This window comes from Pseudophaeobacter sp. C1-32P7, from assembly GCF_041008775.1.
GTDB classification, from domain to species: Bacteria; Pseudomonadota; Alphaproteobacteria; order Rhodobacterales; family Rhodobacteraceae; genus Phycobacter; species Phycobacter gallaeciensis_A.
Window position 1 is genome coordinate 1 of the sequence record NZ_JAXGFR010000006.1, and the last position, 14116, is coordinate 14116.

The following is a 14116-nucleotide window of genomic DNA, read 5'->3' on the forward strand; positions in this document are numbered from 1 at the left end:
TATTTGAAGGCGACCCTGGAAGCCATCGCCGCCGGTCACCCGGCCAGAAGGATCGACGAGCTGCTACCTTGGAACTTCACCCCGTCAAGCTGAACAGGCGTGGGGTGGCGACAGCGCTTACTGAAATTGAACCGTTTAGAAAAGCCAATAGAGCGGCGCGTGTCCCCCGCTATCATAGGACCATACATTTGCCGCATCTGGATTCATTTGACAAAGGCGGCCTCAAAGGCGTCTAATAAAAGGGTAAATAGTGAGGGAAGGGAAATGTCCGTACGTCCTCCTCTATTGAAACGAATTGGCATCGGTCTTGTTGTAATTCTCAGCGCCACCGGGCCAGCCATTCACGCCCAAACAGCTGAGTTTGACGCCTTGCAAGAGGCTGCCGCAGACCCGGGCGCCGTTGACGCTCAACTCCAGCTTGGTGAAATCCTCCTTTATGGCAACAGGGGGCTGCCCCAGGACAAGGATCGGGGGATGGCGCTGATTTCACAGGCAGCGGCGGCCGATCACACGGCAGCGCAAGCGGTGTTGGGCAAAGTCCTGCTCGATGGCTTTTATGTCGAGGCGGACCCTGAAAGGGGAGTGCGCCTGCTGCGCACGGCCGCTGACAAGGGCAATCTGCTCGCAGAAGAAACGCTGGGGCAGGCGCTTTTGTGGGGCGTGGGAACACCTGCTGACCCGGGCAAGGCGCGCGACTATCTGAGCTTGGCAGCGCAGAAGGGAAGCCCGGATGCAATGCGCACCCTGGGGGAACAACTCATCAGTGGCCGGATCATGGAGCAAGACCTTGCCACCGGTGTGCAGTTGCTGGAACGCGCCGTGGATATTGGCGATGCTGAGGCCAAGGTGGCTCTGGGCACTTTATTGTTCTTTGGTGGCGACCTACCCAAAGACCGGCCCCGCGCGACCGCGCTTTTCAAAGATGCGGCAATGGCGGGCAATGGCGAAGGCCTGCTCCACCTTGGCGCGGATATGATGTGGCGTCAGAAAGACCGCAAGACCGCAAAGGCCCTGCTGATCCAAAGCGGGGAGCTGGGCACTGGCGCGGCCTGGGCGACCCTGGCTGAAGGGGCGATGTTTGGATACCTTGGGAAGGACCGGCGCGGGCAATTCGAAACCTTTGCCGAAAAGGCGCGTGCGGCAGGTGAACCCCGTATCGCCAAGCTGGAGGCGTTGCGACAGCTATACGGCATCAATATGCGCGCAAGCGGTCCAGATGCGATCGACATGCTTGAACAGGCGTCAGAGGATGGCAACCCCGAGGCGGCTAAATTCCTGATCCAGCTTGTCCGCGACGGTAACCGGCTCAATGTCAGAAAGTCACCAAAACAGGCTACAAAATATCTGGAGCGCTATTCCCACCTTCTTGACGAGGCCGATCGGGAGCGGCTGGAGTTTACCCTGAAGCTGGCGGGCACGCGGCGGTCGGACCGGTATGACGAATTTCTCGCAGAATTCAAAAGTCGACCAGACCTGAAGAGTACCGACTTTGGCATGGATATCTTTGCCAGCAACCCGAATTTCGCGATTTTTGTCCTGCAATCCAGGTTCAAACAACAAGGCAAGGCTGTTGGCCCCCTAGACGGGTATGCAGGGCCACGCACCCTGAAAGCTTTGTGGAATGCCTGCCGGACCTTGCCGGATACGGAACCCTGTCAGGATACCGTGATGCTGCCCAGAGTCATCGGAGCGCTGCTGGCTCAACGATAATGTGCAGGGGCCGGAGACCGGACTGACAGATGCTTGATTGACAGAAAAGGGTGCCAGATCCACTGGGGGCAGCCTGGCCGGGTCGTGCACCGCAGACCTTCCGTGTCGGCGGCAGACTTGCTCCGCAAAAGCGGAGAGGTCATCTTTTCTAAAGATGTTGGTTTAGATTCGACCGGGGATCGCGGCGATCACGGCTTTAGCCGCGATAGCAACGCGACTTCTGACCAAACCCTGCCGGAGAACAAATCCACGTGGCCCCGCCGCGCGTGCTCATCCACGAGGCCCGCCGCGCCGCCTGACGTGCACGTGCTTCGCGTTTGCTCACCTTCTTGCCATTGGCCATCCAGTTGAAAGCATAAACATTCTCGACGCTTTGCTGTTCTGCCTCGGCGGCTGCAGTCATTGGGATCGCAGTGATTGCCACAATAAACCCAACACTGAGCGTCGCAGACACCCAATCGGTCGCTGTCTTCATAAACATTGCTCGCTGCCCCTAGCTTGCTCCGGTGGTTTCCCCACCATTGATGCGCTAAATTAAGGCATGCTTATGGTTAAGCAATGGTTGATTTGTGGCTGCTTTGTGAGTGGCGAATTTTTGCTAGTTGCCAACCTCCTGAGCGTCGCCGATCACTCGGTTTTCCAGGCGCCAATCCGGCAAGCCATATCCATCTGGCCAGGGGTAGACCTCTTTCTGGTTGAAGTAGACCACACCGGACAACAGCGGTTTGTCGGGCTGTGGTTGCCGAACTTCCCCTTCCCATTGCGCCACGTAGGCGGCGCTGCCGACAAAGCCAAGCTCTGCAACGATGACCGGCTTGCCGAAAACTTCTACACGAGCATAGGTTTCGTCCAGCCACTGTTGGTACTTGCGCGCGCCGCCAAGAATATCGATCTCCCATTGCTCGAGACCGAAAATCGACAGGCCTACAATATCAACGTAGTCGTCACCGGGGTAATAATCCTCCAGACCGTCATCCCCTGCGGGCGACCAGACAACAGTGATGTCGGGGGCCTGATCACGGCAGATGTCAATCATTCGCTTGTACGAGGTGATATAGTCTTCCGGATCCCAATCTGACCAAATGAATTGGCCCTCATTGCGCTCCATTTCATGCGCCCACCGCACAGAGATTGGGCTTTGCAGATCCTTGAGCACCTGGCAGATGCCGCGCATATTGGCGTCATAATAGCCATTCAGGATGCCATTGCGCAGAAATTCCGGTGTGTTGCGTTCGTCCACGGTCCAGGTCCAGGGTTCGATCGTGACCATCAGGGCGCGCCCGCGTTCCAGCGCATATTCATCGGCATCCAGAAGGGAAATCAGCGACACGTCCTCCCAGGGCAGGAAGACATGCTCAATCACCGCATCGGGTTCGTCGCTATAATCTCCCTCAGGGTCAAATGCGCCATAGGGCATGTTGCCGGGCGGAAGAGGCGCAGCGGACAGGATGAGGGGAGATCCCGCGATTGCAATCGCAGCAAGTATGCGCCTCGCGCGAGAGACTGGTTTGAAACGTTTCATAGACCCGGTCCTCCTATACTGTGGTCACCGCACTGGGTTTCTTCGGTCACCACGCTGGGGTGCGTTCATCACCCCAGTCAAAATTAAACCTATATCCAAACGGATCTCGATGTGCGCTGCCAGCCCCTGCGACGTTGACCTGCACGTCGACGATTTGCACCGATTCAAGGCCAATCGACAGGGCATAGGCGCTTTCTGCTGCGCGGATCGTAAAGGCGCTGAACAGCAATGTCGCTGTGGTCGCCACAACCCCCGTCTGCACTACAACATCCCGCCACTGTAATCTGACGGGCCATCCGTTCTCGTAAAAATGTCTCAACACCGTCACGGTCAGTGTGGCGGTATAAAGGCTCCCGGAAAACAACGTCAGGAGATAAAAACCCTGCGCCTGTTCCAGATGTTCCGCCAGCAATACCGGTAGGATACACCCTAAAGCCAGAATCGCATAGACCGCCCAGACCTTGACCGGCAAACGGGTTGGCCCGGTATTGCCCTTGGGGGTGATCCGGAAATCGACAAAGCGCCCTGTTAGGCTGTCTCGTAGGGCTGAAATGCAGCCCCACAATACCCAGGGCCATTGCAGCATCAGGAACAGGGTCCGTTCCCAGCTGATAAGGGGGGCATCCACGGGGCGGAAAACCTTCAGCCGCCGCAGGGCGCTTGCCAGCAGCAGCAAGGCCGCGATTTGTGGCACCGCGTGGAGCAGATACTGAGGAAACGTGATTTCTGCGTAACGGACATCGAACACAACCGCGAAAATGGGCAGCAGGTACATCAGCAAGAAAGTCACGCCGAAGATGGGATAGAGCATCTGGCAGAACAGGAACTGCCATTTCAGCCGCAGTGGCAACTGTCGCAGATAGTGCGGCGTATGCACCAGCAACAGGGTCACCAGGCTGCGGGACCACTGGAATTCCTGAGTCGCAAGATCGGCCACCGTTGCCGGGCCGTCGCCGATGGCAATCGCATCCAGCGCATGCACCCCCCGCCAGCCTGCCGCATTGATCAGCATTGTTGTGGAATGATCCTCGGCCAGCTCAGGCCCCAATCCGCCAGCCTCCTGCAAGGCACGGGTCCGCACGGCGTAGTGGGATCCGATACACATCGGTGCAAAACCGGCGGTATAGCCCGCCTGCAGCACCCCGTGAAACGCTCCTTCGGTGTGGAGACGCGTGCGCGCCGCCCAGTTCCGGGAGGCGTTGGACGCACAGATGGATGGGGCGCTGACATAGCCCACATCCGCATCTGCAAAGGGGCGCAACATTTCGCGCAGGTAGCCCGGTTGCGGCACGTGATCAGAGTCTAGCTGGCTTACGATATCGTATTCCACGTAGCCCCAGTGATCGTAAAAATAGGCAAGATTGCCTTCCTTGCAGCGTGTGCGTCTTGGCCAGGTTGCCTGATGATACTCTTCCACTCCTTTGCGGCTGGAAATCCTCACGCCGTGACGGGCGCACCAATCTATGGTGTCGGCGCTGGGGTCTTCATCCGCGAGCCAGGTGTCATGCGGATAATCCTGCGCCAGCATCGCCTCAAGCGTGGCCTGCACAACCGCGAACGGTTCTGAGGGCGTCTTGGTCACGATCATGGCCACGCGGAATTGCCCAGGCTCTGGATCGGGCGCGCAGGAGCGAACTGCGCGCAACGCGAAATAGACGAAATAGCATTGCAGGAAGCTCAGCCAGCCCAGCAACCCGGTCACAAGGGCAAACCGCCAGGGAGATGCGATGTGCTCAGGCGAGAACCACCATGTCCAGAACCACAGGGTCGCGCCCGCCCATATCCCCAGCAGGGCCCAGAACAGCACCCGTTTGCGTCCCACGATTATACGGGACAGGTTGCGATATCGGGGGTCACGCTGCGACATTGCATTTCAGCCCGAACCACGGGGCCGCATCTTCAATGATCTGGTCCAGCGAAGACAGCTCGGCCCGGAACCCCAGCACCTCGGCGGCGCGGGACGGGTCTGCCGTCAGAGACGGCGGATCGCCTGCGCGACGGGGTTCGATCCGGACGGGCAATTTCTGTCCGGTCTTCGCCTCGATGGCGCGCACGATTTCAAGGATCGAATGCCCCCTGCCGCTGCCGAGGTTCAGCTTGATCGATGGCTTTCCCTGCATCAGGTGCTGCAGGGCCAGAACATGCGCCCTGGCCAGATCCGCCACGTGGATATAGTCGCGAATGCAGGTCCCATCGGGTGTCGGATAGTCATCCCCAAAGATCGAAAGGACCTCGCGTCGCCCCGACGCTGCCATCAGCGCAAGGGGGACAAGGTGGGTTTCGGGATCGTGTTGCTCGCCCAGCTCGCCTTCGGGATCTGCCCCCGCCGCATTGAAGTAGCGCAGGCAGGCAAATGTCAGATCCGTCACATGGGCGAGATCTTCCAGCATCTGCTCGCCAATCAGCTTGGTCCGGCCATATGGGTTGATCGGCCGTTGCGGCGTTGTCTCGACGATCGGCAATGTCTCCGGCACACCGTAGGTGGCACAGCTTGAGGAGAATACAATCCGCTTGATGCCGGTCGCGCTTGCAGCCTTCAGCAAGGAGATCATGCCGCCGACGTTGTTGTCGTAATAGGCGTTCGGGTGCTGAACGCTCTCTCCGACATAGGCGGAGGCTGCAAAATGCAAAATCGCGGTGATCTTGTGCTTTGAGATCGCGGCCGCAACCGCATCCTGGTCGCGTATATCGCCCTTTACGAAGGGGCCAAAGCGAACGGCCTCTGCGTGCCCGGTGGATAGATTGTCAAAGACAACGGGACGGTACCCTGCCATTTTCAAGGCCTTGCAGCTATGCGAACCGATAAATCCAGCGCCGCCCGTAACAAGGATTGAGGAAGCTTGGGTCATTGTCCTGCCGGTGCCTCCGCTTCCTGATCTGCCGCCAATCGCTCACGGTACCACTCGATTGTGGCTGCCAGCCCCTCGTCGAGGTTCACCTTTGGCGACCAGCCCAAGATCGTCTTGGCGCGGGTAATATTGGGTTTGCGTTGCCTGGGATCGTCCTGCGGCAGCGGCCGGAAAGTAACACCTGCCCGCGACCGCACCATTTTGACGACCTTTTCGGCCAACTCCAGCATGGTGAATTCACCGGGGTTCCCCAGGTTCACGGGCATCTTCTCATCCGAAGCCATCAGACGGATCAACCCATCGACAAGATCGCTCACGTAGCAGAAAGAGCGGGTTTGCAAGCCGGTGCCATAGACGGTCAGATCCTCGCCTTTCAGGGCCTGCACGATGAAGTTTGACACAACCCGCCCGTCTTCGGGGTCCATGTTGGGACCATAGGTGTTGAAGATCCGTGCAATCCGCGTTTCAACCCCATTGTGGGCGCCATATTCCCAGAACAGTGTTTCCGCCACGCGCTTGCCTTCGTCATAGCAGGCGCGGGGGCCGCAGGTGTTGACGCAGCCGCGGTAGCTTTCATCCTGCAGAGAAATTTCCGGATCGCCATAGACCTCCGAGGTGGAGGACTGCAATATCCGCGCCTTCTTGCGGCGGGCCAGCTCAAGCAAATTGAGCGCACCCAGAAAACAGGTTTTGCAGGTATGGACCGGGCCTTCTTGATATCTGTCCGGTGAGGCAGCACAGGCCATGTTGTAAATTTCATCTACAGGCCCTGATATATCTAACGGATCACAGATATCATGCTGGATGAGGCGGAAATGACGATGCTGTAAAAACGGTGCAATGTTGCATCTGTTTCCGGTTTGGAAATTATCGACGCAGATAATTTCGTGTCCTTCATCAATTAAACGTCTGCACAGGTTTGATCCTACAAAACCGGCCCCGCCGGCAATAAGGATAACTTTATGATTTCGTGTAACGACACGCGGCATGATACTGGTACGCAAATCCACTCCTCCCCAAGAAGTGTCAGAGAAAAAAGCAACAATCGGCATAAATGCGAAATGGAAGTGCGTGATATTTCCGACGGTTTGAACTTGCCAGTTCAGCTGTCTATACGACCTCCGGATAAGAAGCCTGCCATAGTCTAATAAAATTTTCAACAAAATAAGGAGATTGGTGCAGGCAGCCTCGGCTTCATACTGAATATGGTGTGGCTTTCCACTTTTTGCCAAATTTGTTCCCGTATGGATGGTTTAAATCAACGCGTGGTGGTGTCATTTATTACGAAATTTTCCGTAGGATTTAAGCAATTGACAGCTGCGTCAAAAAGGTCGCGTTAGCGATTCGATACCGCTTCAGATTAATTTGTTGGGTAAAGTCGAGTTTGCGCTTTTACTGTGATGTGGGCGCCGTATTTGTAATTTTGTCACGCATCCTGCCGATGGTTGTGGCTCGCCGCTGGGCAGGGCGCATAATCAATAGAAAAGCTTGCGACGAGTGCGGTTGCTGACAGGAGGGTCTTCGGCCTCTGTCGTATCAGTGCGCGCGCGCCGCCGATCCTTGAGCCTCCCCAAAACAATCTTGATCGCTGTTTGGCAGTACATTGCGCAGCAATGTCACGAAAGGGGGGGGCAGATGCGCGGTTTGTGGCCGCGCATGTTGTAATTCACGGGTGACGGGCCGCCTGAATCCTTGTGATCGGGAACAGGTTTTGGAGGTCATTCCGGAACCCTATGGATGGCGAATATGCACAGAATATGGGCTCAGGCGTTCGGGGGCCTTAGATCTTGTAGGCAGGCAACCCGTCCAAGGCCTCTTTCAGCGCTTGTCCCCAGCCCGATGAAATCGCCTGATAGGCCGGATCGTCGATTTCAATCCGGGAAATACTTGTCTGATCAAAGCTGTCGTTGTCATACACATGCACATCAAACGGCGGTGCGACGGAGAGGTTTGATTTGACGGTTGAATCGAATGAAACCAGCAAAAGCTTCAGCGCGTCCTCTGTCGACATTTCCGGTCCGAAGGCCCGCACGAGGATGGGTTTGCCGTATTTGGTTTCGCCAATCTGGAAAAATGGCGTGTCTTCGGAAATTTCGATGAAATTGCCTTCGGGGTAGACAAGGAACACCGTGGGCGCGCCGCCTTTGATCTGGCCCCCGACGATGACAGAGGCGCTGAAGGCATCCGACGACTGCTGCCCCTCAGGGGTGCTGTAGGAAATCACCTCGCGTAGGGTCGAGCCGACCAGACGGGCCACCTGGAACATGGTGGGCTGGTTCAGAATTCCGGGATCACGGTCATCGGCGGCTTCGGTACGTTCGCGCAGCAGGCTGATCAGAGCCTGTGTTGTTGCAAGGTTCCCCGCCGTCATGATCGTTATGCTGCGCTCCCCCGGGACGCCGAACGTGAACATCTTGCGCGTGGAGGCAAAGTTATCGACACCCGCATTGGTGCGCGTATCCGACATGAAAATAAGGCTATGGTTCAGCCGCATCGCCACGCAGTAAGTCATAGGGGGTCACCAACAGATCAAGATCGCGAAACTTTCTTACTGCTGCACCTGTAAAGATACAATGAGTGACTCCTCACCGTGCCCTATCCGCAGGCCTGAGATCGGCGCTGCATCATGGGCGTCGCGTCCAATGGCAAGCCGCACATAGCGCTCGTCCGGTGAGATCTGGTTAGAGACGTCAAAGCCGACCCATCCCAGCCCCGTGATATGGGCTTCAGCCCAGGCGTGGCTGGCATCCTGATCGATCCGGTCGTCCATGACCAGATACCCGCTGACGTAGCGCGCCGGAAACCCCAGCAGGCGAGCCGCGGAAATGAAGATATTCGCGTGATCCTGGCAGACACCGCTGCCCTGACCCGCAGCCTCTTCCGCCTTGGTTTCGGTGTGGGTTTCATTGAGCGTATAGGGCACGGCGCCAAGGACGGCCGCGGACAGCAGGTGCATCTTTTCCAGCTCGCTCCCCTGGTCCGGCACGCCATCTGCGATCGCTTTGATCAGCGGGCCAGCCTTGGTCAAAGCGGTGGATTGCTGGAAATACCAAAGCGGGGCGCGGCCATAGGCAGGGCCAAGAACCCCGGCTTTGTCCTCGGTGTCCACCTCGCCGCGGGCGGTTATCGTCAACCCGGTTGCCCCTTCGTCCGCGCAGATCAGGCTGACGCGGTTGCCGTGATGGTCACGATAGCTTGCCGCAACGCTGCCGTGCTCCACATCGATGTCCCAGTTCCTGACCTGTTGCAGGGGGCCGTCGACAGGTTGCAATCGAACCTGTTGCAGGGCGCCGGAGACGGGATGATCGTAGATGTAGGTGGTGTTATGGGCGATCTTGATGCGCATCTAACTGATGAACCTGTATTCTTGTTCGATCCTCGTACCGATGTCGGCGATATCGATGATCGATTGCGATATGAACTCGTGAAGCCCGTCTTCAAAGATGGATCCGATGTCGCGGTGCTGCAACCGTGCCTGCAAGGCACGCGCGGCTTTCAGACTGCCACTTTCCTCGCCTCCGGTCGGGCAGAGGGCCGCAAGATTCGAGGTGATGTTGCAGGCACAGAACGCCAGTGACCGGGGGAAGCGTTCATCGAGCAAAAGGAACTCTGCGATGCTGGCGGCGTTGAAATCATCGTCAAACGCGTGCCGAAAGGACCGGTGCGCCGAGACCGAGCGCAAGATCATTTCCCACTGCACATTATCGAGCCTGCTTCCGACGAAGGACGGCGATGGCAGAAGTGCGTGATACTTCACATTCACAATCCGCGCGGTGCTGTCCGCCCGTTCGATAAAGGTGCCAAGACGGCAGAAGTTATAGGGATCGTTACGCAGCATGGTGCCGTGCAAGGCCCCGCGCACAAGGGCAGATTGATGCCGGATCGCTTCAAGCGTCTGCGGCAGGTCCGCTTCGGAGACGGGTGTTTTCAGAAGGTCTGTCAGCACCATCCAGGTTTCGTTCACAGCGATCCAGACTTCCGTGGTCAGCGCGGTCCGGACAAGCCGCGCATTGTCCCGCGCCGCCTTGATCACCGACAGGACCGAGCTTGGGTTGCTTGGCTCCCGCAGCAGATAATCGCTGACGTTCTGGCTGCTGTATTCGAGATGCCGTGCGTCGAACCCCTGTTTTTGCGCAGCAGCGACAATGATCGACCGCCAGTCCGATGCCGGATCCGTGGAGCGCGTCAGGGCGATGCGGAACCCCGCTTCGATCAGACGCGCGGTGTTTTCGGCCCGTTCAAGCCCGCGGAACATCCAGTACAGACCGCCTGCAGTTTTTCCCAGCATATCAGCTCTCCAGGACCCAGGTGTCTTTGGTACCGCCGCCCTGGCTTGAATTGACCACAAGGCTGCCCTCGGTCAGGGCAACGCGGGTAAGACCGCCCGGCGTAATGTTGATCTCCTTGGGCGAAACCAGCGCAAAGGGCCGCAAATCCACATGGCGCGGGGCCAGGCCCTTTTCAGTGAAAATTGGCACGGTCGACAGGCTCAGCGTTGGTTGGGCAATATAGTTGGCCGGGCGCGCGATCAGTTTTTCCCGGAAGGCTTCGATTTCCTTCTTGCTGGCCGCGGGGCCAACCAGCATGCCGTGGCCGCCCGATCCGTGCACCTCCTTCACCACCAGGTCGGAAAGGTTATCCAGCACGTATTTCAGACTGTCCGGCTCAGAGCAGCGATGCGTCTCCACGTTCTTCAGGATCGCTTTTTCTCCGGTGTAGAATTCAATGATCTCAGGCATGTAGCTGTAGATTGCCTTGTCATCAGCCACCCCCGTACCCGGCGCGTTGGCGATGGTGATGTTGCCCGCGCGATAGATATCCATGATGCCCGGCACGCCCAGCATGGACTGCGGGTTGAAGGTCAGCGGATCAAGGAAATCATCATCGACCCGGCGATAGATCACATCGACGGTGCGATATCCGCGTGTCGTGCGGACCTTGATCCGCCCGTCGATGATGCGCAAATCATGGCCCTCGACCAGCTCAACGCCCATCTGATCGGCGAGAAAGCTGTGCTCGTAATAGGCCGAGTTGTGAATTCCCGGCGTAAGCACCACGACAAAGGGGCGCCCTTCGCAATTCGGCGGCGCCGAAGCTTCAAGCGAGGCGCGCAGGTTCTTGGGGTAGTCGCTGACCCGCTGCACCTTGATCTGGCTGAACAGCTCCGGGAACATCTGCAGCATCGTCTCGCGGTTTTCCAGCATGTAGCTGACCCCGGAGGGCGTCCTTGCATTGTCTTCCAGAACGAAGAACTCATTCTCGCCCGTGCGCACGATGTCGGTGCCGACGATATGGGTGTAGACGCCGCCAGCGGGAGTAAAGTCGATCATCTGTGGCAGGAAGGCATCGTTTTGCGCAATTACAGAGATCGGCACGATGCCCGCCCGCAGGATTTCCTGCCGGTTATAGATATCGTGCAGAAAGGCATTGATCGCCCGCACCCGCTGATCAACACCCCGGGCCAGAGTGGTCCACTCCCGGTTCGAAAGGATTCTCGGTATCAGGTCAAAGGGGATCAAACGTTCTTCCGCATCATCCTGACCATAGACATTGAATGTAATGCCGGTGCGTCGGAAAAATCGCTCCGCCTCTTCGGATTTCTGGGCAAGGCGCACAACGTCCTGCTGGTTGAACCATGCATGGTAGCGGTCGTAGGGACCCCGCACACCGTTTGAGCGACACATTTCGTCGAAAAATTTATCTTCACTCGTCATACTTAACCGTTGCCAGACACTTGGCTAAGCACAAGGCCTGACGACAGTGGCGCCTCTGTGGTGTCCCTATGATGCCTGTTTTTTGGGCGTGGGTGCGTGTTTATGGGCAGGCGCCAGATTGCGGCTCTGATCCCGCTGGGGTCTATTGGCTGAAAACAGACGCAACGCAAACCGACCGGCAGGAGCAGAGAATGACTGAAGACGAGCTGTCAAATGTCAGTCCAAAGGCTGTTGCAACTCCGCCATCATGCACCTCCGCTCACAAGTCGAGTTCGATTGTGTCAGAGCCTCTGGCCGGAACCGAGCAACAGAGCAGTGTTTCACCCGGCGGCGGGGTGATAGACGGGTCCGTTGTATAGGTGGTGGTGCCTCTTTTCAGCCGGGTGCTGCACATGCCGCAAGTACCCGAACGGCAGCTGAATTCCGGCGTCAGCCCATGGGCTTCGGCCATTTCCAGCAAGGATCCGTCTTCTGGTTGCCATGGCATTTCAAACCCGGATTTCGCAAAGCGCACGATCGCTTGCTCCGCGGCAGGTTCCACAGGCTGAGGTGCGGTGGCTTTCTTGCGGACGAGCGATGACGGGCCAAACGCCTCGGCAAAGATGCGGCTGTCTGGGACGCCCAGTCTCAAAAGGCTGTCATAAATCGCCTGCATGAACCCTTCGGGTCCACAAAGGTGGAAATCAAAATCGTCGAGCCACAGCGCCTGGCGCAGGATATCATCGTCGATGACGCCGGTTTTCCAGACCGGACCTTTCGCAGCGCCCTTGGCGGGCTTTTCCGACACCAGCGGCAGGTAGCGGATCTGTCCGCCAGAAGCCTGCGCCAGTTCATCCAACTCTCGTGCGAAGGCCTGGACCTTGGTGTTGCGGGCGGAATGCAGCACCGTGATTTGGCGGCGATGCCGGGTGCGCAGACCTTCGCGCAGGGCATGGCGCACCATCGCAACCATCGGCGTGATCCCGACACCGCCTGCGATCAGGACTGCGGGGCGTGTGGCAGAGGCATCCAGCGTGAAACCGCCGCGCGGCGCCTTTGCCTCCAGCTGGTGGCCGCTCTGGATTTTTTCGTGCAGGTGGCGGGAGACGCGACCCTGTTCCTCTTTCTTCACCGAGATCCGGTAGAAGGGTTCCCCGGGCGCAGAAGAGACGGTGTAGGTGCGCAGTAATGGGGTGTCCTCTCCGGGCAGCGGCACCCGCAGGGTCAGGAACTGCCCGGCCTCGAAAGGCAGAAGCGGCAGGCCATCCGCCGGTTCAAGGTAGAGGGACCGGATCTTCGCGCTTTCGTCCTCGATGCGGGACACCCTGAAGGCGCGCCAAGCGTTGCGGTGCTCTTCGGCCTTCTCGCGCGCATCTGCATCGGTCCAGGTGTCGGTCAACAGCGTGTTGGGGGAAAAGGCCCCTTGGCCTGCGCGGAAGGGCAGCGCATTCTCGGTCCAGAGGCCATGATGGAAGGTGAAACGCCAGCCGCGCTGCGCCCCCTGGAATGAGGAGATGACGGGATCATCCGCTTCCAGAAGCTCTACGGTTCCGGTCAGCTGCAACAGAGTCCCGGTCGCAAAATCCGGGATCAGCAGCCCAGCACGCGGGTTCAGCAGGAAATTTCCCAGCGTGTTGTAGTAGTTGTTCCCCGGAAATTCGGGAATGGTCAGCGTATTGCCTTCGACGTGGATGAAACCGGGTCGACCGCCGCGGTGGGAGACGTCTACCCCTTCTCTTTCAGGAGTGTCGCCTGCCGGAATGTGGCTGGAGACAAAGAAAGTATCGGCGGCTTCGATCAGCGACCGGACGCGTCCTTGCAGATCTATGATCGGCTCTGACTGACGCCGGACGTCTCGGATGTCAGCCGCTTCGAGCTGGCGAAGCTGGATATACTGCGGGCAATTGCCGAAGGACTGGTCCACCTTCAGGGTGAGCGCCTTTTCGGACAGGGAGGCGATGCGGCCATTGACCCGGTTGCGGCGGCGACTGTGCAGTTCGATCCCCAAAAGGCCCAGCCGGGCCCCGGTGCGCAATTCCGAATGAACGGGGTCGCCCTCAGCAGCGGACAGGCTGATCGTCAGATGCTCCGGATCGGGGGAGCGGATGAAGCCCGGGGCACCGGTCAGCAGGGTGGCCCAGGGCCAGCCCTCTGCGTCAACGGCACCTGCTGCGATAAAGGGCAGCTGAGCGTAAAACTCCCGGTGCTGATCTGGCATGAATGGGCGGATAACCCGGCGGCCGAAGACTTCCATGGCGGCGCGTTTACCTGTGCGGCGCTGCATTTCCTGTTCGCCTTCGTGGAAGGGCGAAGATACGTTTGAGACAGAAGAAGACATCGGA

General features: G+C 58.3%; 12 protein-coding genes. 2 read left to right on the forward strand and 10 right to left on the reverse strand.

Annotated features, from left to right (window positions below; genetic code table 11):
- A partial coding sequence (locus tag SM763_RS09995) for a transposase domain-containing protein (protein WP_490363258.1) occupies positions 1-93 on the forward strand: 93 nt, incomplete at its 5' end.
- A 33-nt stretch (positions 94-126) separates the two neighbouring features.
- Complete coding sequence (locus SM763_RS10000; RefSeq protein WP_368998421.1) at positions 127-1710, forward strand: tetratricopeptide repeat protein; 1584 nt, start codon at positions 127-129, stop codon at positions 1708-1710.
- 196 nt (positions 1711-1906) lie between these two features.
- Here the strand turns inward: SM763_RS10000 and SM763_RS10005 are convergent, their stop codons facing one another.
- The 10 genes from SM763_RS10005 to SM763_RS10050 all read right to left on the reverse strand — a co-directional run bounded on the left by SM763_RS10005 (position 1907) and on the right by SM763_RS10050 (position 14112).
- Positions 1907-2185 (reverse strand): hypothetical protein, encoded by a 279-nt coding sequence (locus SM763_RS10005; RefSeq protein ID WP_065272797.1) that lies wholly within the window; start codon positions 2183-2185, stop codon positions 1907-1909.
- Between the two features lie 123 nt (positions 2186-2308).
- Positions 2309-3232, reverse strand: coding sequence for a glycoside hydrolase family 26 protein (locus SM763_RS10010; protein ID WP_368998422.1), 924 nt, complete (start codon positions 3230-3232; stop codon positions 2309-2311).
- A gap of 46 nt (positions 3233-3278) precedes the next feature.
- Positions 3279-5099, reverse strand: a complete 1821-nt coding sequence (locus tag SM763_RS10015) for a glycosyltransferase family 2 protein (RefSeq protein ID WP_368998423.1) — start codon at positions 5097-5099, stop codon at positions 3279-3281.
- Positions 5086-6081, reverse strand: a complete 996-nt coding sequence (gene galE / locus SM763_RS10020) for a UDP-glucose 4-epimerase GalE (RefSeq protein ID WP_368998424.1) — start codon at positions 6079-6081, stop codon at positions 5086-5088. Before galE ends, SM763_RS10015 begins: the two co-directional genes overlap by 14 nt.
- Positions 6078-7070 (reverse strand): UDP-glucuronic acid decarboxylase family protein, encoded by a 993-nt coding sequence (locus SM763_RS10025; protein WP_274833018.1) that lies wholly within the window; start codon positions 7068-7070, stop codon positions 6078-6080. The genes galE and SM763_RS10025 overlap by 4 nt, the downstream gene beginning before the upstream one ends.
- A gap of 791 nt (positions 7071-7861) precedes the next feature.
- A complete protein-coding gene (locus SM763_RS10030) occupies positions 7862-8593 on the reverse strand; it encodes a proteasome-type protease (protein ID WP_065272802.1) in 732 nt (243 codons plus the stop codon).
- Between the two features lie 36 nt (positions 8594-8629).
- Positions 8630-9427, reverse strand: a complete 798-nt coding sequence (locus tag SM763_RS10035) for a transglutaminase family protein (RefSeq protein ID WP_368998425.1) — start codon at positions 9425-9427, stop codon at positions 8630-8632.
- Positions 9428-10369: an alpha-E domain-containing protein gene (locus SM763_RS10040; protein WP_368998426.1), complete on the reverse strand. Its 942-nt coding sequence runs from the start codon at positions 10367-10369 to the stop codon at positions 9428-9430.
- 1 nt (position 10370) lies between these two features.
- Positions 10371-11795, reverse strand: coding sequence for a circularly permuted type 2 ATP-grasp protein (locus SM763_RS10045; RefSeq protein ID WP_368998427.1), 1425 nt, complete (start codon positions 11793-11795; stop codon positions 10371-10373).
- A gap of 259 nt (positions 11796-12054) precedes the next feature.
- Complete coding sequence (locus tag SM763_RS10050) at positions 12055-14112, reverse strand: pyridoxamine 5'-phosphate oxidase family protein (protein ID WP_368998428.1); 2058 nt, start codon at positions 14110-14112, stop codon at positions 12055-12057.
- Positions 14113-14116: the final 4 nt, after the last annotated feature.

Bases quoted from the DNA above. Each gene is read 5' to 3' on its own strand.
- SM763_RS10040 (WP_368998426.1), bottom strand. From the start codon at position 10,369: ATGCTGGGAAAAACTGCAGGCGGTCTGTACTGGATGTTCCGCGGGCTT.
- SM763_RS10030 (WP_065272802.1), bottom strand. From the start codon at position 8,593: ATGACTTACTGCGTGGCGATGCGGCTGAACCATAGCCTTATTTTCATG.
- SM763_RS10005 (WP_065272797.1), bottom strand. From the start codon at position 2,185: ATGAAGACAGCGACCGATTGGGTGTCTGCGACGCTCAGTGTTGGGTTT.
- SM763_RS10025 (WP_274833018.1), bottom strand. From the start codon at position 7,070: ATGCCGCGTGTCGTTACACGAAATCATAAAGTTATCCTTATTGCCGGC.
- galE (WP_368998424.1), bottom strand. From the start codon at position 6,081: ATGACCCAAGCTTCCTCAATCCTTGTTACGGGCGGCGCTGGATTTATC.
- SM763_RS10015 (WP_368998423.1), bottom strand. From the start codon at position 5,099: ATGTCGCAGCGTGACCCCCGATATCGCAACCTGTCCCGTATAATCGTG.
- SM763_RS10050 (WP_368998428.1), bottom strand. From the start codon at position 14,112: ATGTCTTCTTCTGTCTCAAACGTATCTTCGCCCTTCCACGAAGGCGAA.
- SM763_RS10045 (WP_368998427.1), bottom strand. From the start codon at position 11,795: ATGACGAGTGAAGATAAATTTTTCGACGAAATGTGTCGCTCAAACGGT.
- SM763_RS10010 (WP_368998422.1), bottom strand. From the start codon at position 3,232: ATGAAACGTTTCAAACCAGTCTCTCGCGCGAGGCGCATACTTGCTGCG.
- SM763_RS10035 (WP_368998425.1), bottom strand. From the start codon at position 9,427: ATGCGCATCAAGATCGCCCATAACACCACCTACATCTACGATCATCCC.